Annotated in this window: 19 protein-coding genes; 3 read left to right on the top strand and 16 right to left on the bottom strand. The window is 74.0% G+C overall.

Annotation, left to right across the window (positions count from 1 at the left end):
• Positions 1-153: 153 nt before the first annotated feature.
• Positions 154-1,623, top strand: coding sequence for a hypothetical protein (locus tag WIS52_RS09345; protein ID WP_349297732.1), 1,470 nt, complete (start codon positions 154-156; stop codon positions 1,621-1,623).
• 120 nt (positions 1,624-1,743) lie between these two features.
• Here WIS52_RS09345 and WIS52_RS09340 read toward each other — a convergent pair whose 3' ends face one another.
• A complete protein-coding gene (locus tag WIS52_RS09340; protein WP_349297731.1) occupies positions 1,744-2,889 on the bottom strand; it encodes a MalY/PatB family protein in 1,146 nt (381 codons plus the stop codon).
• Positions 2,890-3,018: 129 nt separating this feature from the next.
• Between WIS52_RS09340 and WIS52_RS09335 the strand changes: the two genes are divergently transcribed.
• Positions 3,019-3,597, top strand: coding sequence for a hypothetical protein (locus tag WIS52_RS09335; RefSeq protein WP_349297730.1), 579 nt, complete (start codon positions 3,019-3,021; stop codon positions 3,595-3,597).
• Here the strand turns inward: WIS52_RS09335 and murJ are convergent.
• From murJ to WIS52_RS09300, 7 genes are all read right to left on the bottom strand, one after another.
• Positions 3,548-5,785 (bottom strand): murein biosynthesis integral membrane protein MurJ, encoded by a 2,238-nt coding sequence (gene murJ, locus WIS52_RS09330; RefSeq protein ID WP_349297729.1) that lies wholly within the window; start codon positions 5,783-5,785, stop codon positions 3,548-3,550. The genes WIS52_RS09335 and murJ overlap by 50 nt on opposite strands.
• A gap of 239 nt (positions 5,786-6,024) precedes the next feature.
• The gene (locus WIS52_RS09325) at positions 6,025-7,347 is read right to left on the bottom strand and encodes a thymidine phosphorylase (RefSeq protein WP_349297728.1); all 1,323 of its coding nucleotides are present in this window, start codon (positions 7,345-7,347) and stop codon (positions 6,025-6,027) included.
• 7 nt (positions 7,348-7,354) lie between these two features.
• The gene (locus WIS52_RS09320) at positions 7,355-7,756 is read right to left on the bottom strand and encodes a cytidine deaminase (RefSeq protein WP_349297727.1); all 402 of its coding nucleotides are present in this window, start codon (positions 7,754-7,756) and stop codon (positions 7,355-7,357) included.
• Positions 7,757-8,983 (bottom strand): ABC transporter permease, encoded by a 1,227-nt coding sequence (locus WIS52_RS09315; protein WP_349297951.1) that lies wholly within the window; start codon positions 8,981-8,983, stop codon positions 7,757-7,759.
• A 20-nt stretch (positions 8,984-9,003) separates the two neighbouring features.
• A complete protein-coding gene (locus WIS52_RS09310; protein WP_379612247.1) occupies positions 9,004-10,083 on the bottom strand; it encodes an ABC transporter permease in 1,080 nt (359 codons plus the stop codon).
• Positions 10,084-10,111: 28 nt separating this feature from the next.
• Complete coding sequence (locus WIS52_RS09305) at positions 10,112-11,650, bottom strand: ABC transporter ATP-binding protein (protein WP_349297726.1); 1,539 nt, start codon at positions 11,648-11,650, stop codon at positions 10,112-10,114.
• Complete coding sequence (locus WIS52_RS09300; protein ID WP_349297725.1) at positions 11,647-12,795, bottom strand: BMP family lipoprotein; 1,149 nt, start codon at positions 12,793-12,795, stop codon at positions 11,647-11,649. The genes WIS52_RS09305 and WIS52_RS09300 overlap by 4 nt, the downstream gene beginning before the upstream one ends.
• A 347-nt stretch (positions 12,796-13,142) precedes the next feature.
• Here WIS52_RS09300 and WIS52_RS09295 point away from each other — a divergent pair, with 347 nt between their 5' ends.
• Positions 13,143-14,495, top strand: coding sequence for a D-alanyl-D-alanine carboxypeptidase family protein (locus WIS52_RS09295; protein ID WP_349297724.1), 1,353 nt, complete (start codon positions 13,143-13,145; stop codon positions 14,493-14,495).
• Between the two features lie 452 nt (positions 14,496-14,947).
• Here the strand turns inward: WIS52_RS09295 and WIS52_RS09290 are convergent, their stop codons facing one another.
• The 8 genes from WIS52_RS09290 to WIS52_RS09255 all read right to left on the bottom strand — a co-directional run bounded on the left by WIS52_RS09290 (position 14,948) and on the right by WIS52_RS09255 (position 23,256).
• Positions 14,948-16,012, bottom strand: coding sequence for a YhjD/YihY/BrkB family envelope integrity protein (locus tag WIS52_RS09290; protein WP_349297723.1), 1,065 nt, complete (start codon positions 16,010-16,012; stop codon positions 14,948-14,950).
• A 43-nt stretch (positions 16,013-16,055) separates the two neighbouring features.
• Positions 16,056-17,069, bottom strand: coding sequence for a tryptophan--tRNA ligase (trpS, locus tag WIS52_RS09285; RefSeq protein ID WP_349297722.1), 1,014 nt, complete (start codon positions 17,067-17,069; stop codon positions 16,056-16,058).
• Between the two features lie 48 nt (positions 17,070-17,117).
• The gene (locus tag WIS52_RS09280; protein ID WP_349297721.1) at positions 17,118-18,047 is read right to left on the bottom strand and encodes a winged helix-turn-helix transcriptional regulator; all 930 of its coding nucleotides are present in this window, start codon (positions 18,045-18,047) and stop codon (positions 17,118-17,120) included.
• Between the two features lie 173 nt (positions 18,048-18,220).
• A complete protein-coding gene (locus WIS52_RS09275; protein WP_349297720.1) occupies positions 18,221-18,397 on the bottom strand; it encodes a hypothetical protein in 177 nt (58 codons plus the stop codon).
• 64 nt (positions 18,398-18,461) lie between these two features.
• Positions 18,462-21,062 carry a bifunctional FO biosynthesis protein CofGH gene (locus WIS52_RS09270; protein WP_349297719.1) on the bottom strand — a complete coding sequence of 867 codons (2,601 nt, stop codon included), beginning with the start codon at positions 21,060-21,062 and terminating at the stop codon, positions 18,462-18,464.
• Positions 21,063-21,201: 139 nt separating this feature from the next.
• Positions 21,202-22,050 carry a protein kinase domain-containing protein gene (locus tag WIS52_RS09265; protein WP_349297718.1) on the bottom strand — a complete coding sequence of 283 codons (849 nt, stop codon included), beginning with the start codon at positions 22,048-22,050 and terminating at the stop codon, positions 21,202-21,204.
• Positions 22,047-22,862 carry an exodeoxyribonuclease III gene (locus tag WIS52_RS09260; RefSeq protein ID WP_349297717.1) on the bottom strand — a complete coding sequence of 272 codons (816 nt, stop codon included), beginning with the start codon at positions 22,860-22,862 and terminating at the stop codon, positions 22,047-22,049. The genes WIS52_RS09265 and WIS52_RS09260 overlap by 4 nt, the downstream gene beginning before the upstream one ends.
• Positions 22,863-22,920: 58 nt before the next feature.
• Complete coding sequence (locus WIS52_RS09255) at positions 22,921-23,256, bottom strand: hypothetical protein (RefSeq protein WP_349297716.1); 336 nt, start codon at positions 23,254-23,256, stop codon at positions 22,921-22,923.
• Between the last annotated feature and the right edge of the window lie 25 nt (positions 23,257-23,281).

The raw sequence follows: 23,281 nt of genomic DNA, 5'->3' as shown, positions 1-23,281 counted from the left end.
GCGCGCAGGGCGCATACCTGGCATGATCGCTCCCGTTCGTGACACCCCGACATGCCCCGGACGGCGCAATCCGCCACCGTCCGTCGACCCTCTTCCGGCGGTCGCTACCCTCTGATCACTCCCCACTTGGCTCAGAGGAATGCAGCAGGTGCCATGAGCGACACTTCGAACCTCTCGTTCGACCGGATGCGCGGCATGCTCATGCGGGCGGCCGAGATCCGCGACAGCGAACAGCAGCAGATCTTCGACTCCCTCGACGAGATCCACGCCCGGCTCGCCGCACTGGACGCCATCGGCACCGTGCGCAAGAAGCTGACCGAGCTCCCGGACCGGACCGAGCTGAACGTCCTGGCCGAGCGCCTCGACGAGACGGTGACCAAACTGGACAACCAGGAGGTCATCCTCGGCGCGGTCACCCGCCTCATCGAGTCCCTTCCGGACAAGCTGGCCAAGCCGATCGCCCAGCTCGACGGCCGGCTCGACGGCATGGGCGGCCGCCTGGAAGGCGTCTCCGGCCGGATGGACGGGCTGGACGACCGCCTCGGTGGCCTCCACAAGCGACTCGACGACCTCGACAACCGCCTCGACCGGCACGAGATGCGTCTCGACGCGATGCCGAACGCCGTCGCCTCCCCGATCAAGGAGCGGATCGAGGGCGTCGAGCGAGGAGTCCGCGAGCAGCTCGACGCCGCCGTGCACTCCTTCGAGGAGACCGGCGAGGGCCTGCGCAACCTGCTCGGCGACACCTCGGTCGGCCTGCACCGCCGCCTCGAGGAGCTGGCGCAGCGGCCCGCGGTCGACCCGGGGCCCGGGTTCGAGGCGCTCACCGAGCGGCTGGAGGCGCTGTCCGCCCGGCTCGACGCGATCGAGTCCGGTGTGGACGGGAAGCTGGGTGACCTGGACGGCTCGGTCACCGAGCGGTTCGGCAACCTGGGCGGTTCGATCACCGACCGGATCGGCGAGCTGGACGGCGCCGTACAGGGCCGGATCGGCGAGCTCTCCTCCGACGTGCAGGAGCGCCTCGGCGGCGTCGACGAGCGTCTCGACAAGCTCTCCACCGATGTGGATGGCCGTCTCGACAAGCTCACGACCGATGTGGACGGCCGGTTCGTGGCGCTCACCGAGAGCGTCGACGGCCGTCTCGACAAGCTGACCAGCGACGTGGACGGCGGTTTCGAGAAGCTTTCGGGCGACGTCGACGGCCGGTTCGAGAGGCTCTCCGGCGACGTGGACGGGCGACTGGACAAGCTCTCCTCCGACGTGGATGGCCGGTTCGACAAGCTGACGTCCGATGTGGATGGCCGCCTGGACAAGATCTCCGGTGACGTCGACGGCCGGCTGTCCGGTCTGGACTCGACGCTGAAGGACCGTCCGGACACCGGCTCGGTCACCGAGCTCGTGACCAAGGCCAATGCGGACTCCGAGCGGCGCAACGCCAGCCAGCTGGACGAGGCGATGGCGACCTTCGCGGAGCTGATCCTGGGCCGCAGCCAGTACGGCCAGCAGCAGCAGGCCCCGCCGCCCCCGCCGCGCCCGGCGCAGCGTCGCCGGTCGAAGGTCGCGGTCAAGAGCCAGAACGGTGCCTCCGCCGCCGACCTGGTGTCGGACGACCCGGACGACTGAGCACGGAGCCGACCCACGAATCGCCGCGCCCACGTCCCGGGCGCGGCGATTCGTGCATGACGGCCCGAGCAGCCCGCCACTCGCACCCGGACCCGGACCCGGACCCGGACCCGGACCCGGTCAGGACACCGCGCCGGCCATCCGGCGCACGGCCTCGTCGAGGATCTCCGGGGTCGTCCCCAGGTTGAGCCGTACGTGCCCGGCCCCGCCGGTCCCGAAGGCCCGGCCGTCGTTCAGCGCGACCCGCCCGCGCTCCAGGAACACCGCGGCCGGGTCGTCGCCGAGGCCGGCCTCGCGGCAGTCCAGCCAGGCCAGGAACGTCGCCGGGGCGGGCCGGTGGCCGACCGACGGCAGCCGCGCGGCGAGCAGCTCCGCCAGCGCCGCCCGGTTGCGGGCGATGCCGGCGACGAACCCGTCCAGCCAGTCACGGGCCCCGTTCAGCGCCGCCACGTGCGCCTGCACCGCGACGTGGCTCGCCCCGACCGCGAGCATCTCGACCGGGATCCGGCCGAGTGCCTCCCCCGCACCGGGACCGGCGACGGCGACGGCCGCCTTGAGCCCCGCCAGGTTCCACCCCTTGGAGGCCGACTGCAGGCTGAACCCGCGCTCCGATCCGGGGACCGACAGCCACGGGGTGAAGGTCGTGCCCGGGTCGACCAGCGGGGCGTGGATCTCGTCGGCGACGACGGTGACGCCGTGCCGCCCGGCGAGCGCGGCCACCCCGGCGAGCTCGTCGGCGGTGTGCACGGTGCCGGTCGGGTTGTGCGGTGAGCAGAGCAGGAAGGCCCGGGCCCGGCGGTAGGTGAACGCCCGCTCCAGGGACGCCGGGTCGAGGCGGCCGTCCGGCGTGAGCGGCGCCTCGAACACGTGCCACCCGGCGTGCCGCAGGAACTCGTGGAACGGCGGATAGACGGGCGGGGTGACCACGACGGCGTCGCCGGGCGGGGTGAGGGCGCGCAGCACCTCGACGATCCCCTGCATGACGTCCGGGACCAGCCGGGTCCGGGCCGGGTCGATCCCGTCCCATCCCCAGCGGTCGCGGGCGAACCCGGCCAGCGCCTCGGCGTAGCCGGTGCCGCACGGGTAGCCGGTGTCGCCGCCGCGGACCGCCGCGGTGACGGCGTCGACGATCGCCGGGGCGAGCGGGACGTCCGCCTCGGCCACCCAGAGCGGCAGGACGTCGTCGGCGTGGGTCCGCCACTTCATGCTGGTGCGGCGGCGCAGCTCGGGAAGGGTGAGCGCGGCGAGCGGGTCCGGTCGGGTCATGAGAGGAGATCGTGGCAGCGTCCCGGACGCCCGGATCGACTGTTGCACGACGACATGATTCCCCCGGTCGGACGCTTACCCGCGACGGGATCGACCTCATCATGGCCCGGTCGAGGAGGGGAGGTCGTCGTGGACGGCGCACTCAGCTTCTACCAGAACCTGAGCACGGTCAGCTTCACGTTGCTGGGGTTGTGGTTCACCGTCCTGGGCCTGACCCACGGTGGGTGGCGGAGCGACCCGCTGATGCACCGCAGCACGCTGCACGTCGCGCTGCACTTCTTCCTGCCCGGCCTGATGGGGCTCGTCTCGGTGCTGGCCGCCGGGAACGCCCTGATGTGGCGGATCACCTTCGCCGTCCTCGGGCTGGTCGGGGCGCTCGAGGCCCTGGCGTTCCTGCGGTACCGCAGGGCGGCGACGGCGCGCATCGTCCGGCTCCTGCGGACGATCGACCCGTTGCTCTACGTCCTGGTCGTGGTCGCGGCGCTCGTCCAGGGCAGCCCCCTGGGCCTGGCGCCGCTGCAGGTGGAGGGCATCGTCACCGGCCTGCTGTTCGTGGTCGGCATGAGCTACCTCTGGTTCGCCTTCGCGCAGCGCCTCCCCGCGCCGCCGCCGACCGGAGCGCCGATGGCCGGGCCCCCGGCCGACGGGGTGCCGGGCGTCAGCGACGGGCGAGGCGGCGGAACACCGCGTCCAGCTCACGGACCCTGAGCAGCCGCATCCCGGCGACGGCGAGCGGAAGCGTCACCAGCGTGCCCACGACCAGCAGCGTCCAGGCCTGCCCGCCCACCGGCCAGTCGGCGACCACACCTCCGGCGAGGCGCACCAGCGCCCAGCCGACGGCCGCGGCGAGCGCCGAGGCCAGCGTCACCTTCGCCAGGCAGGCCAGGACCTCTCCGCTGCGGACCCGGCCGAGCCGCCGTCGCAGCAGCCACTGCCCGACCACCGCACCGGCGACGAACGACAGCGCGTTCGCCGCGGCGAGGCCGAGCACGACGCGGTCGGGCGGCAGCAGCAGCGGGCACAGCAGCAGCAGCGGGATCTTGACCCCGACCATCCCGACCTGGACCAACGTCGGGGTCCGCGAGTCGGTCATCGCGTAGAAGACCCGCATCTGCAGCATCGTCACGGCGTAGGGCAACAGTCCGAACGCCGACCACGCGATGGTCAGCCCGAGCCGCTCGGCCCCGGCGCCGCTGCCCGCACCCCAGGAGAACAGGGCCTGCCCGACCTCCGGGCCGAACGCGGTGAGCACCGCGGCGATCGGCATCAGACCGACGATCGTCAGCCGGGCCCCCAGCGACAGGTCGGTGACGACCTGGCCGGTGTCGCCCTGCGCGGCGGCCCGGCTCATCCGGGGCATCAGCGCGGTCAGCAGCGACACCCCGAGCACGCCGTACGGGACCTGGAGCAGCAGCCAGGCGTAGAAGTAGGTGGAGACCGACCCGGCGTCCGACGCGGCGGCGACCCGGGTGGTGACGATGTAGCCGGCCTGCCCGACCAGCACGTAGCCGACGATCCACAGCGCCATCCCGCCGGCCAGCGACAACCGCGGGTCCCAGCCCCACACCGGACGGTAGGAGAAACCGATCCGGCGCATGAAGGGGATCAGCACCAGCGCCTGGACGACGATGCCCAGCGTCGTGCCCAGCCCCAGGACGAGCAGCTTCGGGTCGCCCATCCGGACCGGGTCGACCGAGATCTCCCCCGGCATCAGCACGTACACCACGAGCACGCCGAGGACGACCACGTTGTTCAGCACCGGCGCCCAGGCGAACGGGCCGAAGACCTGCTTGGAGTTCAGGAGCGCGCCGAGCAGCGCCCCGATGCCGTAGAAGAAGATCTGCGGCAGGAGCAGCCACGCGAAGGCCGTCGCCAGGTCGGGGTTCGCCGCGCTGGTGTCCCCGGAGCCGAGGTAGAGCCGGGTCAGCAGCGGCGCCGCGGCCATCGCCAGCAGGGTGGCCACCAGCAGCGCGACGCCGACGACGGTCAGCAACCGCCGGGTGAACCGTTCGCCCCCGTCGGCGTCCTCGACCTGGGCCCGGACCAGGACCGGGATCATCACGCTGGTCAGCACGCCGCCGAGCAGGAGCTCGTAGACGATGTTCGGCAGCGTGTTGGAGACGGTGTAGGAGTCGTTGACGACCGCGAAGCCGAGCACGGCGACCAGCGCCAGGTTCCGGACGAACCCGGTGATCCGGCTGACCAGGCTGGCGATCGCGATCATCCCGGAGGAGCGGACCAGCGACCCGGCGTTCTCGGTCCCGGCGGCCGGTGCGCCGTTCACGGACGCCGCGCCGTCACCCGGGTCGCCCGGGCGGGGGTTGCCGGAGCCCGGTTCGCGGGGGCCCCGGTCGCCGGGGCCCGGATCGCGTGGGCCTCGGTCGCCGGGACCCGCCGGCGCGCCGGAGCCGGGCGGCGTCGAGGCAGGTGCCGTCCCCGGGACGGCCGGTCCCGGCGTCGTGCCGGAGCCCGCGCCCGGGGTCGCCGGGCCGGTCGCGTCCCAGGCGGACCCGGTGCCGGGGTCCGGCGCCGCGCCGGGTCCGCCCGGTTCCGAACCGGGGACGGGCGCCGCACCGCTGGCGGCGAGCCCGTTCGGCGGGGTGTCGACGTCGTCGGAGGGGCCCGGGCCGGGCACCGCGAGATCGCGCTCCGTCGGCGCGTCGTACCCGGAGAGGTCCCGGGACCGCGACTGCGGCGTGGTCCCGGGTCCGGCGCCGGCGGGCGGGTGCTCCCCGCCGTTCGGGGACGACGACGGGCGCCGCGCCGGTCCGGGCTGCACCGGTCGCCCGACCGGGCGGGTGACCCCGCCGGCCGACTCGGGGTGTGCCGGACGGGCCCGCCCGGGCATCACCGGTCGGGGTATCGGCGCCCGCTCCGCAGGCCGGTCCTCACGCATCGCGGTCCATCGTGCCGGATCGGAATCCTCCGCCCGGAGCCGCCCGGCCGGCCCGGGGAGCTCCCGCCGGCTCGCTGCGACCCTCCACCCCGTCGCCGCCGGTCCAGGCCTTGATCACCTTCCCCGGCGACGTCGGCAGCTCTCACGTACCCCTCACGCGCCGCTGCCCCCGCGCGGCACGCTGCGGGGCAGGGCGGGGCGGGACCGGTCCCGGACCGGGATCGGGCCCCTGTGAGGGATCAGCCCGCGCGACGGACGTCCAGGACGAGCTCCCGGTCCTCCGGCGGGTCCGCCGTCACCAGCAGCGCCGCTCCGGAGAGGGCGCGGCGGGCGTCGGGCAGCCGTTCCGGGGTGTCGGTGTGCAGTTCGAGCAACGGCGTGCCGGGGCGGATCTCGTCGCCGGGCGCGGCCAGCAGCCGGATCCCCGCGGCGGCCTGCACCGGGTCCTCCTTGCGGGCCCGCCCGGCGCCGAGCCGCCAGGCCGCGATGCCGACCGCGAACGCGTCCGCGCCGGCGAACACCCCGGACCGGTCGGCGGTGACGGTCTCGACGTGCCCGGCGACCGGCAGCGGTGCGGACGGGTCACCGCCCTGCGCGGCGATCATCCGCTCCCACACCGGGTAGGCCTCGCCGGAGGCGAGCACCGCCGCCGGGTCGACGCCGGTGATCCCGGCCAGCGCGAGCATCTCGCGGGCGAGCGCGACCGTCAGCTCGACGACGTCGCGCGGACCGCCGCCGCGCAGCACCTCGACCGACTCGGAGACCTCCAGCGCGTTGCCCACGCACCGGCCCAGCGGCACCGACATGTCGGTCAGCAGCGCCGTCGTCGGGAGTCCGTGTGCCGCGCCGATCGCGGTCATCGCCTCGGCCAGCTCGCCGGCCCGGGCCCGGGTCTTCATGAAGGCCCCGGACCCGACCTTGACGTCGAGCACCAGGCCGCCGGTGCCCTCGGCGAGCTTCTTGCTCATGATCGAGCTGGCGATCAGCGGGACCGACTCGACGGTGCCCGTGACGTCGCGCAGCGCGTAGAGCTTGCGGTCGGCCGGGGCCAGCGTCGGGGTCGTCGCGCAGATGACGGCGCCGACGTCGGCGAGCTGCGCCGTGATCTCGTCGGCGTCCAGCGAGGCCCGCCAGCCCGGGATCGACTCGAGCTTGTCCAGGGTGCCGCCGGTGTGCCCGAGGCCGCGCCCGGACAGCTGCGGGACGGCCGCACCGCACGCGGCCACCAGCGGGGCCAGCGGCAGCGTGATCTTGTCGCCGACGCCGCCGGTGGAGTGCTTGTCGACCAGCGGGCGCCCGACGTCGCCGAAGTCCAGGACCTCCCCGGAGTCGATCATCGCCTGGGTCCAGCGGGCGGTCTCGGCGGCATCCATCCCGTTGAGCAGGATCGCCATCGCCAGCGCGGACATCTGCTCGTCGGCGACGTCGCCGCGGGCGTAGGCCGACACCACCCAGTCGATCTGCGCGGCCGTCAGCTCCCGGCAGTCCCGCTTGGCGGTGACGACCTCCACCGCGCTGAACGACGGCGGCGGCTCGTCGGACCGGCCCACCCCGCGGATCACCGGGCGCTCACGAGGACGCTCCCGGCAGGTGCTCCGGCCCGAACGCGTCGGGCAGCACCTCGGTGAAGGGCAGGACGCCCCGTGGGGTGTCGCACAGCAGCTCTCCTCCGCCGAACTCGTACAGCACCTGGCGGCAGCGGCCGCAGGGCATCAGCAGGTCACCGGCGCCGGACCGGCAGGCCACGGCGACCAGGCGCCCGCCGCCGGAGAGCCGCAGCTGCCCGGCGAGGGTCACCTCGGCGCAGGCGCCGAGGCCGTAGGACGCGTTCTCGACGTTGCAGCCGGTGACCACCCGGCCGTCGTCGGCCAGCGCCGCCGCACCGACCTGCAGTCCGGAGTAGGGGGCGTAGGCCCGGGCCGCCACGGCGACCGCGGCCTCCCGCAGTGCCGTCCAGTCGACGTCCGGCATCTAGTGCCCCTCCCCGCGCCGGTACTCGACCCCGAGTCTGGCGGGTGGTCGTAGTCGTTGGGACGCCGCGGCGAGCACGATCAGCGTCACCAGCTGCGGGGCGTAGGACGCGAACTCGGACGGGACCGTCTCGGTCGACCAGTAGATCGCGTAGACGGCCAGGCCGGCCGCCAGCGCGACGCCGGCCGCGACGTACATCCGGCGGATCGCCCACAGCACCGCGACGACGACCGCGACCAGCGTCGCGCCGTAGAGCAGCGCGTGCACCGCCTCGCCCCCGGCGCGGAGTTGGAGCCCGTCGACGTAGCCGAACAGCGCCGAGCCGATCAGCAGCCCGGCCGGCCGCCAGTTACCGAAGATCATCGCGGCGAGGCCGATGTACCCGCGGCCGCCGACCTGGTTCTCCAGGTAGCCGAGCTGGCCCGGGTTGAGGACCAGCGCGGCGCCACCCAGGCCGGCCAGCCCGCCCGAGACGACCACCGCGACGTACTTGTGCGCGATGACGTTGACGCCGAGGCTCTCGGCCGCGACCGGGGACTCGCCGCAGCTGCGCAGCCGCAGCCCGAACGGCGTCTTCCAGAGCACGAAATAGCTGAACGGCACGAGTGCGAACCCGAGGACGACGATCGGGGTCAGCCCGGTGACCAGACCGGACAGCAGCCCGGCGAGGTCGGAGACGAAGACCCGCTGCTGGGCCTCGAGCGCCTGCAACCCCGAGGACAGCCCGGGGATCGAGTACTCGGCGAAGCCCTCCAGCCGCGGGGACTGGCGCGGGTTCTGCGAGACCGGGGTGAACAGCAGGGTCGCCAGGTACTGGGTCAGGCCGGTCCCGAGCAGGGTGACCGCCACACCGGACACGATGTGGTTGACGTTGAAGGTCACCGTCGCGATCGCGTGCACCAGCCCGCCGAGCGCGCCCAGCACCAGCCCGCCGAGCACCGCCGCCCAGGGACCCCACTGGTAGCCGGCCCAGGCCGCACCCCAGGTCCCGAGCACCATCATGCCCTCGAGGCCGATGTTGATGATGCCGGCGCGTTCGGCCCACAGCCCGCCGAGGGCGGCCAGCAGGATCGGCAGGCCGAGCCGCACGGCCGCCTCCGAGGTGCCCGACGACGTGAGCTGCCCCTGCCCGGTCAGCGTCACGGTGATCGACAGCACCAGCACCAGGAAGGCCGCGATCAGGGCGGACCGGGCCCAGCCGGGAAGCTCCCCGGCACGTTCGGTCATCCGGGACACGATCGCGGCGGTCACGAGCCCACCTCCACGGGGTCCCGTTGCGGTGCCGCGGCGGCGACACGCCGTTGCTCGGCCCGCCGCTCCACCCGCTGCACGAGCTCGTAGGCGACGACCACCGACAGCACGATCAGCCCCTGCATGATCAGCACGATCTCCCGCGGGATCCCGACGACGTCGAGCGCCACCGCGGACTTGTCCAGGAACGCCCACAGCAGCGCGCCGAGCGCGATGCCCACCGGGTGGTTGCGGCCCAGCAGCGCGATCGCGATGCCGGTGAAGCCGTAGCCCTGCGGGGAGGTGAGCGTGTAGGCGTGGTCGCGGCCGAGCAGCTCCGGGAGCCCGATCAGCCCGGCGACCGCGCCGGAGAGCAGCAGCGCGATCAGGATCGTCCGCCGCGCGTTCACCCCGCCGGCCGACGCCGCCGTCTTCGACTCTCCCGACGCCCGCAGCTCGAAGCCGAACCGGGTGCGGCCCATCAGGAACCAGTAGCCGACACCGAGCGCGGCCGCGACGACGACCATCCCGAAGATCGTCCCGTTGCCGACCGGGATGCCCGGGAACCAGCCCGACTCCGGGATCGGCGGGGTGGTGATGTTGTTGCCGCGCAGCTCGCCGAAGGTCTCGGCGCGGATCAGGTACGCGATCAGCCCGGTGGCGATCGCGTTCAGCATGATCGTCGAGATGACCTCGGAGACGCCGCGGTAGGCCTTGAGCAGCGCCGGGATGGCGACCCACGCGGCCCCGGTCAGCACGGCGACGACCATGATCAGCATCGTGTGCAGCACCGGCGGCAGGATCACCGTCCCGCCGACGATCGCGGCCACGCAGGCGGCGACCCGGAACTGTCCCTCGACGCCGATGTTGAACAGCTTCATCTGGAAGCCGATCGCGACGGCGAGCGCGGCGATGTAGTAGACCGACGCGGAGTTGACCGTGTCGATGACGACGGTGCCGGACCGGACCTGGGAGGCGATGGTCGTCAGCGCCGTCCACGGTGACGCCCCGCTGATCAGCAGCGCGACCGCGCAGAGCAGCGCGGCGACGGCGATCGCGAGCACCGGTGCGACGACGGCGCTGCGGAACCGCGAAATCAGCGCGGTGTTCACGGCACTTCCCCGTTCACGGCGTTTCCCCGTCCGTCGCGCTTCCGGACACGGCGGCCCCGGTCATCTTCGTGCCCAGCTCCTCGGGGGTGACGGTGGCCGGATCCGCGGTGCCGACCAGGCGGCCGTCGAGGATCACGGCGAGGGTGTCGGACAGCCCGATCAGCTCGTCCAGGTCGGCGGAGACGAGCAGGACCGCCAGACCGGCCGCGCGGGCCCGGCGCAGTTCCGCCCAGATCCCGGCCTGCGCGCCGACGTCGACGCCGCGGGTCGGGTGCGCGGCGATCAGCAGGACCGGGTCGCCGGAGAGCTCCCGGCCGACCACGAGCTTCTGCTGGTTCCCGCCGGACAGCGCCGAGGCCATCACGTCGATACCGGGGGTGCGGACGTCGAAGTCGGTCACGATCCGCTCGGTGTCGGTCCGTGCGGCAGCGCGGTCGATCAGGCCGCGACGACCGATCGGCGACCGGCTCTGGAAGCCGAGCACCCGGTTGGCCCACAGGGGCTGGTCGCCGAGCAGGGCGTGCCGGGACCGGTCCTCGGGGACGTAGCCGATGCCGTGCTCGCGACGGCCCATCGTGGACAGCCCGGAGACGTCGGTGCCCGACAGGAGAACGCGTCCGCGGGAGTGCCGGCGCATGCCCATGATCGTCTCGACGAGCTCGGTCTGGCCGTTGCCCTCGACCCCGGCGATGCCCAGCACCTCACCGGCGTGCACGACGAGGTCGACGCCGTCGAGCAGGTCCCGGCCACCGGCCTGGCCGGCCAGCCCGAGCCCCTCGACGCGCAGCACCTCGCGGTCGGTCACGGTCGACTCGCGGGTCTCCGGCGACGGCAGCTCGGAGCCGACCATCATCTCGGCCAGCTCGGAGTTGGTGACCGCCTTCGGGTCGGCGGTGCCGACCGTCCGGCCGCGCCGGATCACGGTGATCCGGTCGGCGATCGCCCGGACCTCGTCGAGCTTGTGCGAGATGAACAGGAACGTATAGCCCTCGCCCTGCATGGTCCGCACGGTGTCGAAGAGCTCGTCGACCTCCTGCGGGACCAGCACCGCGGTGGGCTCGTCCAGGATCACCGTGCGGGCGCCCCGGTAGAGCACCTTGAGGATCTCGATGCGCTGCCGGTCGGCGACGCCGAGGTGCTCGACGAGCAGATCCGGCTTGGCGTTCAGCCCGACGGTCCGGGACAGCTCCGCGATCCGGGACCGGGCCGCGCGCCCGATCCCGTGCAGCTTCTCCGCACCGAGCAGCACGTTCTCGGCGACGGTCAGGTTGTCGGCGAGCATGAAGTGCTGGTGCACCATGCCGATGCCGGCGGCGATCGCGTCCGCCGGCGACCGGAAGTGCACCTCCGTGCCGGCGACCGCGATCGTGCCCTCGTCCGGGGCCTGCATCCCGTAGAGGATCTTCATCAGGGTCGACTTGCCGGCCCCGTTCTCGCCGCAGAGGGCGTGGACCTCACCGGATCGCACGGCGAGGTCCACGCCGTCGTTGGCGACGACGCCGGGGAACCGCTTGGTGATCCCGCGCAGTTCGACCGCGTACTGCTCGTTCACCTGGTCGCGGACACCTGGATCTCTCCGGCGATGATCGCGGCCTTGTAGGCCTCGAGGTCCTCGGCGATGTCGTCGACGAAGCCACCCGAGGTGGAGAAGCCGACGCCGTCGTTGGCGAGGTCGAACCGCTCCGGGAGCTGGTCGACGGTGCCGCCGGCGACCGCGTTGACGTAGTCGAACACCGCGACGTCGACCCGCTTGATCATCGACGTCATGATCACGTCGCGGACCTCGGTGAGCTGCGGGGACTCGTACTGGTCGGAGTCGACGCCGATGGCCCGCTGGCCCGCGGTGTTCGCGGCGGCGAAGACGCCCTGGTTGGACTGGCCGGCCGCGGCGAAGGAGATGTCGGTGCCGCCGTCGTACTGACCGGAGGCGATCTCGGTGGCGCGGGTGGCGTCGTTGAAGCCGGAGAAGTCACCGGCCGGCGAGATGTAGGCCGAGTTGACCGTGATGCCCGGCGCGACGGCCTCGGCACCCTCGGTGTAGCCCGCCTCGAACTTCTGGATCAGCGGGTTGTCGACGCCGCCGATGAAGCCGACCTGGCAGGTCTCGGTCTTCAGCGCGGCCGCGGCGCCGACCAGGAACGAGCCCTGCTCCTCGGCGAAGACCAGCGGGGTCACGTTCGGCAGGTCGACCGTGTCGTCGTCGACGATCGCGAACTGGGTGTCCGGGAACTCCTCGGCGACGGTGCCCACGCCGGCCGCGTAGGCGAAGCCGACCGCGATGACCGGGTTGAAGCCCTCGCTCGCGAGCTGGCGGAGCCGGTTCGTGCCGGCGTCCTCGCTCTCGCCCTGCTGGGCGGTCGCCTCCCGGGTGTTCTCCCGCGGGAGACCCAGCTCCTCGACCGTACGGTCCAGACCGGCCGCCGCGGCGTCGTTGAAGGACGCGTCGCCGCGCCCGCCGATGTCGTAGGCCAGGGCGACCCGCAGTCCGCTCGCGTCCGCGTTGGGCGTCGCCGGCGCGGGCTGCGCGTCGGCCGCCGCCACCTCCGGCGGGGCGACCCGCTCGCACTCGCCGCTCTGGGCCTCGCCGCCACCGGCGCCGGTGTCCCGGGCACAGCCCGCGAGCGCGAGGGTGGCGACAGCGGTGAGGGCGATCGCGGTGGCGAACCTGCCCCGTCCGATGCGCTTCGTGATCCGCACGAACGTCCTCCATGTTCTGCAGCGCCGCGTACTCCGGCGGCACATGTCCCGCGGGACGGTAACCGTTCACCGAGGCGAGCGGCAGACTCGCAACATCGCCGTGACCGTCACGGCGCCGAGCGGTCGAGCAGCGGGTGAGCGGTCGTCCACACGCGCCCGGAGCCGATCTCCACGAGCCCGTGCCGTGAGGACGCGCAACGGTCCGGACCTGGCGCCACCTGCCCCGGGGCCGATCACCGTTGCCGGACGCGGTCGCGGATCGCCGCAGCAGGTCGGCCGTTGCCGATCGCGGTAACTGATCGCCTGCAGCGGCCCCGGGCGGGGTCTCGCTGGGGCATGCTTCCGCGGTGACCACCGCGGGCGGGTTCCGGCGGCGCCGCCGCGCCGCCGTGCTGGGGCTCGTGGTCGCGTCGATGCTGATCCTCGCGCCGGGGTCGGCGTGGGCCGGGGTGGTCGGCCCGGCCGGCTCGCCCGGCTCCGTCGTGGCCCGCGCACCGGGCATCCCGAGCGGCTGGACCGGCACCGCGGATCGGGCCCCCGCAGCCGGCTGCCCCGCCCAGGCCCAGCCACCCCCTCCCCCGGCACAGGAGGAGATCGTCCCCGTCGCGCCGCTCCCGCAACCGGACCCGCCCGTCGGGGACGTCGGCGTGTGCGCCGAGGAGCACACCGGACCGGTCCCTCCGCCGCCGGTCGGCGTGGCGTCCTATGTGGTCGCCGACCTGGACTCCGGCGCGGTGCTCGCCGCCCGCGCCCCGCACGCCCGGCACCGGCCCGCCTCGACGATCAAGCTGCTGCTCGCGCTGGTCGTGGACGACCGCCTGCCGGGAGACCGGGTCGTCGTCGGCACACCCGAGGACGGCATGGTCGACGGCAGCCGCGCCGGGATCGGTCCCGGCGGCGAGTACACCGTGGACCAGCTGCTGCACGGCCTGCTGCTGGCCTCGGGGAACGACGCCGCGCAGGCGCTGGCCCGCGAGCTCGGCGGCGTCCCGGAGACCGTGACCGCCATGCAGGCGACCGCCCGGGACCTGGGCGCTCTCGACACCCGGCCCGCGACGCCGTCCGGTCTGGACGGTCCCGGCGGGTCGTCCTCGGCCTACGACCTGGCGCTGATCCTGCGGGCGGCGCTCGACCGGCCGCGGATCGCGACGATCCTCACCACCGGGAGCATCCCGTTCCCCGGCTACGCCGGCCGGCCCGGCTTCGAGCTGGGCAACGGCAACCGGCTGCTCGGCACGCCCGGCTTCCTCGGCGGGAAGACCGGGTTCACCGACGCCGCGCGGCACACGGTCGTCGACGCCGCCGAGCGGGACGGACGACGGCTGGTCGTCGCGCTGGTGCGCGGGGAGCAGGAGCCGGTGCGGATGACCGACCAGACCCTGGCGCTGCTGAACTGGGGTGCCGGCGCCCCGGCCGGCGGGCTGGGGACGCTCGTGGACCCGGCCGCCGCCCTCCCCGGCGACGCCGCGCCTCCCGGCGACCCGGGTGCCGACGCCCGGGGTTCCGGCGGCACCGCGGATCCGGGCGGTGCTCCGGGCGCCGACGACACCCGTCCGGACGGCCGGGCGCCAGGGGCCGGGGACGCCTCCGGTGGTCCCGGCACGCCAGGGACCACCGGGGCGATCGCCGCGGGCGGGGTCGCCGCCTCGGTCGGGATCCTCGCCGGCCTGCTCGCCGTGCTCCGTCGCCGCCCGCGCTGATCGGTCTCCGTGCCGTTCCCGCGCGCCGAGATGCGTGTCAGAGGGATGTGTCGATCTCTGCGGCGCCGTCAGCTGCATCTCGGCGGTGGAGACGTGGGGCGTGCCGGGCGCCGGTGGCGCCACCCGGCGCCGTCTCTTCCGGCCGGGACGTCGTACAGCACTCTGCGCCGCGCACCGGTCCCCGCCGAGATACGTCTCAGCGGGAGAAATCGATCTCTGTGGCCCGCTGAGGCGCATCTCGGCGGGGTCGAGGGCGGCAGGTGCGGCTCGGCGCCCGGGCGTGTGACGCGCCGACGGCTCGGAGCTCGCGGCTCACCGCTCCGGGCCGGTGAGACGTTCGGAGCTCTCGGGGGCTCGTGATCCGGGGATCCGGAGCTCGGGGTGATCGGACGCGGGTCCGACGGTCGAGCCGGGTGCGGCGACCGAGCCGGCCTGTTCTCCGGCCGCCACGTTCAGCGTCGCCGGCGTCCCAGGGCCCGGAGTCCCAGCGCCCCGCCGACCAGCCCGGCGGCGAGGATCCCGGCCGACGCGAGCGCCCCCGGACCCTCGCGGACGACGTACTGCGGCCGGATCACCGCCGGGCCGGGGACGGTGACCGGTCCCTGGTCGTTCTCCTCGGCGCTGGCCGCCCAGGCCGTCACGAAGAGCAGGAAGCGCGACGCGAAGAAGATGAAGATCAGCAGACCGAGGATCGATCCGAACGCCCCGGCGGCCGCGCCACCGCTGATGACCCCGAGGTAGACGACCATCACCCGTTGCAGGATCGCGAACCCGACGGCGCCGAGGAGGGCGGCCTTGGCCGCGCTGCGGAACGTCACCGGCTCGCGGGGCAGCCGGGCGATGACCCAGAGGAACACCAGCCAGTTGCCGGCGATGCCGACGGCGGTCGAGAGCACCGCGAGCAGGACCTGGGCCCAGGCGGTGCCACCGAGCCCGACCAACCCCAGCAGGGTCGTGCCGACCGCTCCGCTGACCGAGGCGATCGCGAACGAGGCGACCAGCGCCAGGCCGAGCCCGACCAGTGCGAGCAGGTCGAAACCCAGCCGCTTGAGCATCGGCGGGGCCTCGTCGCGCTGTCCCCACTGCTCGGTGAGTGCCTCCCGCAGGTTGCTCATCCAGCCGATCCCGGAGTACAGCGCACCGATCAGACCGACGAGACCGATCGCGCCGGCCTGCGTCACCGCGGTCTCCACGACCCCGCCGAGCAGTTCGCCGACCTCACCGGGCGCCGCCTCGGTGATTCTCTGCTGGAGCGCCTCCAGCAGGTCGGGATTACCCCGCAGAACGAAACCGGCGGCCGCGAACGCCACCATCAGCAGCGGCACCAGTGCCAGCACCGAGAAGTAGGTGATCGCCGCCGCGTAGTGGTCACCGTGGTTCTCGGTGTACCGCTGCCCCGCCCGGAGCAGGTGGTCCAGCCACGGGCGCTGCTCGCGCTGCTTCTCCAGGAAGGTGGGGCCGTCGTCCTCGTCGTCCTCGGTCAGGTGCGCCGTCGTCGTCGGACGCTGCTCGGCCATCGTTCCCCCGGTCGGTTTCGTACCTCTTCCTCCCGGGATGGGCTCACACGGGCGGAAGTAAACCGATCCTCTCGTGAACGTCGGCCAGTGTCGCGCCGGAGACCTCGCGCGCCCGGGTGGCGCCCTTCGCCAGCACCCGGTCCAGCTCGGCCGGGTCGGCGAGGTAGCCCTGCACCTTCTCCGCGAACGGCACGGCGAACCCGGTCACGACCTCGGCGAGGTCCTTCTTCAGGTCCCCGTACCCGCGACCGGCGTACTCGGCCTCGACCTCGGTGACCTTCCGGTCGGTGAGCGCGGCGAAGATCGTCAGCAGGTTCGCCACGCCGGGCTTGGCCTCGGGGTCGTAGCGGATCTCGCGCTCGTTGTCGGTCACCGCGGAGCGGATCTTCTTCGCGGTGACGTTCGCCGGGTCGAGCAGCTCGACGATCCCCGCCGGCGACGACGCCGACTTGCTCATCTTCGCCGTCGGGTCCTGCAGGTCGGTGATCTTCGCGGTGGACGGCGGGATGTAGGGCTCCGGCACCGTGAAGGCCGGCCCGAACCGGTGGTTGAACCGCTGGGCCAGGTTGCGGGTGAGCTCCACGTGCTGACGCTGGTCCTCGCCGACCGGCACCCGGTCCGGCTGGTAGAGCAGGATGTCCGACGCCTGCAGGATCGGGTAGGTGAACAGCCCGACCGTCGCCCGGTCCGCGCCGTGCCGGACCGACTTGTCCTTGAACTGGGTCATCCGGCTGGCCTCACCGAACCCGGTCAGGCACTCCAGAACCCAGCTCAGCCGGGGGTGCTCGGGCACGTGCGACTGCACGAACAGCGTGCACCGGTCCGGGTCCAGCCCCAGTCCGAGCAGCTGCGCGGCCGCGACCCGGGTGCGCCGGGACAGCTCGGCCGGGTCGTGCTCGACCGTGATCGCGTGCAGGTCGACGACGCAGTAGAACGCGTCGTGGTCGTCCTGCAGGGAGACCCACTGCCGCAGCGCGCCCAGGTAGTTGCCGAGGTGGAACGAGTCCGCGGTGGGCTGGATCCCGGAGAGCACGCGGGGACGGTGGGCGTCGGTCATGGCGTCATCGTCGCAGCCGGTCCGGGCCACCCGCCACGAGGTTGGGCACTACCGGCCGGGGTGCACCGACGCCCGGGTGAAGGCCGCACCGCACCGGTCGCACTGCAGCCGGACGCGCAGCACCTCACCACAGTCCAGGTGCCGGATGGTGACGTCGATCGGGGCGCCGTCGACCTCCCCGGGCCAGCGGTGCGACCACTCCACCAGGCAGGCGTGGATCGGGAACGTCGCCCGGCCCTTGTCGGTGAGCCGGTAGGCGCCCTCGCCGGTCCGGACCAGTACCCCGAGCTCGACGAACCGGCGCAGCCGGTCCGAGAGCACCTCCGGGGAGATCCCCAGCACCGACTCGAAGCAGCTGAACGACTGCACCCCGGTCAGTGCGGCGCCCAGGACCGTCGCCCCCCAGCGGTCCCCGACGATCTCCATCGCCCCGGGCAGGAACGACATCCCGCCGGTCGGCAGCCTGCCACGCGTCCGGCGCGGGTGCCGCCGGGCGAGCAGTTCGAGCCCGGGCGACCCCGGTTCGCGGCGCACCTCGGTGTCCCGCGGCCCGACGGGCGCACCGCACGACGCGCAGCACGTCACCACCCCGGCCGGCCGGCCGCACGCCCGGTGCACGATGTCCGGCAGCGGGACCTCGCGCGAGGTCCACCGCTTCTCCCAGTCCCAGGTGGTGAGCAGCAGCGTCCAGACATCCCGGCCGCGCTCGGTCAGCCGGTACCCGTGCCGCTCGCGCCCGCCCTCGCGGTACGGGGTCGTCTCCAGCAGTTCGGCGTCGACGAGCGCGCGGAGCCGGGCGGAGAGCGTCGAGTCGGAGATGCCGAGGGCCTCACGCCACTCCGCGTACCGGGTGGCGCCCAGGAACGCGCGCTGCAGGATGAGCAGGGTCCAGGTGTCCGCGAGCAGACCGAGCCCGCGCCCGACGGCGCCCAGCTCCGGCTGCACCTGCTCACCGCGTACTTGACCCGTGCGAACCATGATCGTACCGTTGTCCTGGCTCTGCCGATCGAAGCCAGGCGCTCGCGAGGGCATGCCGGCGTTCGGGGCGGGGTGTGGACGGGGATCGGGGGATCCGGCCCACGCGCCGCGGCCGGCCGGGTTCGTGGCGGCGCAGAGGGGGACGCCGCCGCGGCCCGGCCGGTCGCCGGTGTTCACTCGTCGCGGTCCCGGTCGTCGGCCTCCTGCGGATCCGGCTCGCCGGTGGACTCGACCGTCACGACGCCGTTCTCCAGGTCGATCGGGCCGAGCCGCCACTGCTGGCCACCCTGCGCCGCGTCGGAGTCCTCCTGGATCCGCTTCCGCGGGAACATCTCGCCCAGCACACCCATGCGATCCAGCGTACGGCGCTGCGCCCTCGTGAGTGGTTGGGGGGGGCGTCCCCGCCACAACCACTCACGAGCGGACGGAGTCCGCCATCGGCAGCATCGTCGGGCCGGAGCGCGGTGCCGGGGTGAGCGTCGACGGCTCGCCGCGGTAGGTCGTCGTGCGCTGGCGCACCGGGCGCCCGGCCGCCTGCGCGATCGCGGTGAGCTCGGTGACCGAGCGCTCCGAGCCGTTCTCCGACCCGGCCATCCGGCTGATCGTCTCCTCCATCAGCGTGCCGCCCATGTCGTCGGCACCCCCGCGCAGGATGTCGGCGGACAGGTCGTCGCCGAGCTTCACCCAGGAGCACTGGATGTGGTCGATCCGGCCGTGCAGCGCGAGCCGGGCGAACGCGTGCACCGCCCGGTTGTCCCGCTCGGTCGGGCCGGGCCGGGCGATCCCGGCCAGGTAGATCGGCGCGTTGTGGTGCACGAACGGCAGCGGCACGAACTCGGTGAAGCCCCCGGTCCGGTCCTGGATCGAGCCGAGCGTGCGCAGGTGCCCGAGCCAGTGCCGGGGCTCGTCGACGTGGCCGTACATCATCGTCGACGACGACGGGATCCCCAGCTCGTGCGCGGTCGAGACCACCTCGATCCACTGCGACGCCGGCAGCTTGCCCTTGGTCAGCACCCACCGGACCTCGTCGTCGAGGATCTCCGCGGCGGTCCCCGGGATCGACCCGAGCCCGGCGGCCTTCAGCTCGGTGAGCCACTCCCGGATCGACACCCCGGCCTTCGCCGACGCCGACACCACCTCCATCGGGGAGAAGGCGTGCACGTGCATCCCCGGCACCGCCTCGTTCACCCCGCGGACCAGGTCGGCGTAGAACGAGACCGGCAGCTGCGGGTCGATCCCGCCCTGCACGCAGACCTCGGTCGCACCGGCCCGGGCGGCCTCGGCGGCCCGCTGCGCGACCTCGTCGAGCGAGAGCCGGAACGCGTCGGCGTCGCGCTCGCGCTGCGCGAACGCGCAGAACCGGCACCCGACGTAGCAGACGTTCGAGAAGTTGATGTTCCGGTTGACGACGTAGGTGACGTCGTCGCCGTTGACGTCGCGGCGGACGTCGTCGGCCAGGCGGGTCAGCTCGGCCAGCGCCGGGCCGTCCGCGGTGAGCACGGCCATCGCCGCGGCCTCGTGCGCCGGGTCCAGCAGCGCCGCCGGGTCCGACGCCGCGAGGTCGAGGCCCGCCTTCACGTCCCCCACCAGTCGCTCGGGGGCCCGCGCACGCTGCGCAGCCAGCTCGGCGCCGACCTCCTCCCAGTCGCCGTAGACCGACGCGAAGTCGCCGCGCCGGTCGGAGGTCCGGCCCTCGGTGTCGACGGCGGTGTGCAGATCGGTCCGCCCGCTCGACTCGAACCCGCCGTCCGGCTCCTGCCAGGACCGCCCCTGCACGACGGCGTCCGGGTCGGCCAGCCCGTCCGGCGTCGCGAGCGCGGCGACGTGGCCGTGCAGCCGGGTGTCGATCCACGGCGACCCGGCGCGTACGTACTTCGGGTAGGCGGTGAGCCGTTCACGCAGCGCGAAGCCCTCGGCCTCGGTGATCCGGGCCAGCTCGTCGACCGCCGGCCAGGGCATCTCCGGGCTGACGTGGTCGACGGTCACCGGGGACACCCCGCCCCAGTCGTCGATGCCGGCGCGCAGCATCAGCGCCTGCTCGTCGCCGACCAGGTTCGGCGGGGCCTGCAGCCGGATCTTCGGGCCGAGCACCAGCCGGGCGACGGCGATGGTGGCGGCCAGGTCGTGCAGGTCGGCGTCCGGGTCGTGGGCCATCGCGGTGTCCGGCTTGGCCCGGAAGTTCTGGACGATCACCTCCTGCACGTGCCCGTGCGCGCGCGCCGCGGAGCGGATCGCGAACAGCGACTCGGCGCGCTCGGTGCGGTTCTCGCCGATGCCGATCAGGATGCCGGTGGTGAAGGGAACCCCGACCCGGCCGGCGTCGGTCAGCGCGCGGAGCCGGACCGCGGGCTCCTTGTCCGGGCTGCCGTAGTGCGGGCCGCCCTTGGACGACCAGAGCCGCTCCGAGGTCGTCTCCAGCATCATCCCCATGCTGGCCGCGACCGGCTTGAGCCGGGTGAGCTCGGCCCAGCTCATGACGCCGGGGTTCAGGTGCGGCAGCAGCCCGGTCTCCTCGAGCACCGCGATCGCGCACGCCCGGACGTAGTCCAGTGTGGAGCCGTAGCCGCGCGCATCCAGCCACTCGCGAGCCTGCGGCCAGCGGTCCTCGGGCCGGTCGCCGAGGGTGAACAGGGCCTCCTTGCAGCCCTGCGCCGCGCCCTGCCGGGCGATCTCGACGACCTCGTCGCGCTCCAGGTACATCGACTCCACCCGGTGCGGCACGGTGACGAACGTGCAGTAGTGGCACCGGTCCCGGCACAGCCGGGTGAGCGGGATGAACACGTTGCGCGAGTAGGTGACGACGCCCGGCCGGCCCTCCTCGACGAGCCCGGCGTCGCGGACCCGGCCGGCGTGGCCGAGCAGCTCCTCGAGATCGTCGCCGCGGGCGGCGAGCAGCACGGCCGCCTCGGTCACGTCCAGTGTGGACCCGTCCCGGACCCGGCGCAGCGCCCGCCGCAGTGACGCGGCGGTCGGCGCGGTCTCGGCCGGGGTCGGGGCGGCGGGAGTGTCGGCCATGGACCCCACAGTAGGTATCGCGGCCCCGGCGGGCGACCGACCGGACACGGGTCACGTCCCGGCCGCGACCTCCGCGGGGTCCCGCCGGTGACGGCGACGAGCTCGCCGAACGTCGTCGGGAACACCGAGCGGACGGGCGTCACAGCACCGTCAGGATCACCAGCGCGACGACGGCGACGGCCAGCAACGCCGCGACGGCCAGCAGGATCCACCGGTTCCGGCCCAGGTCACCCCCGGCCGGCCGCGGCCCCGCGGCTCGCGCGAGCAGGTTCTCGGCCTCGTCCGGGCCGATCCGCCCGGCGGGGTCGGCGGCGGTGAGCCCGGTGATCGCGGCGTCCAGCGGACCGCCCTCCGGCGCGGCGCGTCCCACCGCGTGGTGCAGCAGCGCGCCCAGCGACCAGAGGTCCGCGGCCGGGGTGTCCCCGGCGGGACCGCGCCGCTCGGGAGCGGTGAACGCGTCCGGGCCACCACCGGTCCCGGCCGGACGGGCGCCCACGGCACGGGCCAGCCCGAGGTCGGTGAGCAGCGCGCGGCCGTCCGGGGCCAGCAGCACGCAGTCCGGGTCGAGACCGCCGTGCGTACCGCCGTCGGCGTGCACGGCGCGCAGCGCGACCAGCACGTCCCGGCCGATCGCGGCGACCCGGCGACCCGGCAGCGGGCCGTCGTCGAGGGCGCGGGCCAGGGTGCCCGCCTCGGGCAGCTCGGTCACCAGGTGCTCGCGCAACCGGCCGTCCGGGCCCCGGTCGGTGATCAGGTCCTGCACCCCGACCAGTCCGGGGTGGCGCAGCCGGCCGGCGGCGCGGACCTCGGCCAGCAGTCGCTCGCGCAGGCCGTCCCCGGTGCCCCCGCCGGCGGGCAGCCGGATCTCGGTGACGACGACGGTCCGGCCGGTGATCCGGTCCTCCGCGCGGTGCGCGGGCCCGAACCCGCGCCGGTCCAGCTCGTCGAGCAGCAGGTAGCGGCCGCCGACGACCCGGCTGCCGATCACCCCCGGCCCCCGAACCGCACCGTCACCGGGGCGTGGTCGGAGAAGCGGCGGTCGTGCGCCGGCGCCCGGTCCACCCAGGCGCCGGTCGCGGACGCCGCGAGTCCCGGAGTGGCGAGCAGGTGGTCGATCCGCCACCCGACGTCGTTGTCGAAGGCCCGGCCCCGGTAGCTCCACCAGGAGTAGGGCCCGTCGACGCCGGGGTGCAGGTCGCGCACGACGTCGGACCAGCCGGCGTCCAGCAGCCCGGCGAACCACTCCCGCTCGTGCGGCAGGAACCCGGAGTTGCGGGTGTTGTTGCGCCAGTTCCGCAGGTCGAGTTCGGTCGGGGCGATGTTCCAGTCACCCGCGACGACGATCTCCCGCCCGCGGCCGCGCGCAATGTGCAGGTACTCGGCGAAGGACTTGCAGAACAGGTCCTTGGCGTCCTGCTTCGGGGTGCCCGCGGCCCCCTTGGGCAGGTAGAGCGACCCGACGGTGAGCCCGCCGGGCAGGTCCACCTCGAGGTAGCGGCCGTCGGCGTCGGAGGCGGGGTCGCCGAACCCGACCCGGACCGCCTCCGGTTCCGTGCGGCTGAGCACCGCGACGCCGTTGCGGCCCTTCGCCGTCTCCGAGGGCGCCATCCGCAGGTGCCAGCCGTGCTCGTCGAGCGCGTCGCGGAACGCCGCCGGCAGCTCGTCGGGACGGGCCCGGACCTCCTGCAGGCAGACCGCGTCGGCGCCGGTGCCGGCCAGCCAGTCGAGCAGTCCCTTGCCGGTGGCCGCGCGGACACCGTTCACGTTCGCGGTCGCGACGGCGCGGAGGGAAGGAGCCACGACCGTCACTGTCCCGTATCGCTGATCACGGTGTGCAACCGCCCGGGTGTCCCGAGTGTCAGCACACGCTCCCGGCCGTCGCCGCGACGCTGTCCGCGGGCACCCAGCGCTCGCCGCCGGTGAGCTTGCGGTAGCCGGCGTCGACGATCGCCTCCGCGGCGACGTTCTCGCCCTGCGCGAGGGTCTCCAGCGGCTGCGCGGTCCCGCTCGGCGCGGCGCGCACGACGACGTCGGCGGCCTGCACGGTCATGGTGCACGCGCCCGACTCGCCCAGCCCGCCGGTCACGCCACCGTGCAGCAGGGCGATCGCGGTCAGCCCGACCGCGATCAGACCGACCAGCGGCCAGCCGTGCAGCCAGGACTTGCTCAGGCCCGGAATGGACGTCCTCGGCACGCGGGTCGCTCCTCGGGTCGGGACG

Origin of the sequence: Pseudonocardia nematodicida (assembly GCF_040105385.1) — a bacterium.
GTDB classification, from domain to species: Bacteria; Actinomycetota; Actinomycetes; order Mycobacteriales; family Pseudonocardiaceae; genus Pseudonocardia; species Pseudonocardia nematodicida.
Note: the sequence above shows the minus strand (reverse complement) of the source record. Positions and strands in the feature narration are given on the sequence as shown.

Excerpts from the sequence above, each read along its gene's own strand:
- WIS52_RS09345 (WP_349297732.1), top strand. The coding sequence starts at position 154 with ATGAGCGACACTTCGAACCTCTCGTTCGACCGGATGCGCGGCATGCTC.
- WIS52_RS09340 (WP_349297731.1), bottom strand. The coding sequence starts at position 2,889 with ATGACCCGACCGGACCCGCTCGCCGCGCTCACCCTTCCCGAGCTGCGC.
- murJ (WP_349297729.1), bottom strand. The coding sequence starts at position 5,785 with ATGCGTGAGGACCGGCCTGCGGAGCGGGCGCCGATACCCCGACCGGTG.
- WIS52_RS09320 (WP_349297727.1), bottom strand. The coding sequence starts at position 7,756 with ATGCCGGACGTCGACTGGACGGCACTGCGGGAGGCCGCGGTCGCCGTG.
- WIS52_RS09315 (WP_349297951.1), bottom strand. The coding sequence starts at position 8,983 with ATGACCGAACGTGCCGGGGAGCTTCCCGGCTGGGCCCGGTCCGCCCTG.
- WIS52_RS09290 (WP_349297723.1), bottom strand. The coding sequence starts at position 16,012 with ATGGCCGAGCAGCGTCCGACGACGACGGCGCACCTGACCGAGGACGAC.
- trpS (WP_349297722.1), bottom strand. The coding sequence starts at position 17,069 with ATGACCGACGCCCACCGTCCCCGCGTGCTCTCCGGGATCCAGCCCACC.
- WIS52_RS09280 (WP_349297721.1), bottom strand. The coding sequence starts at position 18,047 with ATGGTTCGCACGGGTCAAGTACGCGGTGAGCAGGTGCAGCCGGAGCTG.
- WIS52_RS09275 (WP_349297720.1), bottom strand. The coding sequence starts at position 18,397 with ATGGGTGTGCTGGGCGAGATGTTCCCGCGGAAGCGGATCCAGGAGGAC.
- WIS52_RS09270 (WP_349297719.1), bottom strand. The coding sequence starts at position 21,062 with ATGGCCGACACTCCCGCCGCCCCGACCCCGGCCGAGACCGCGCCGACC.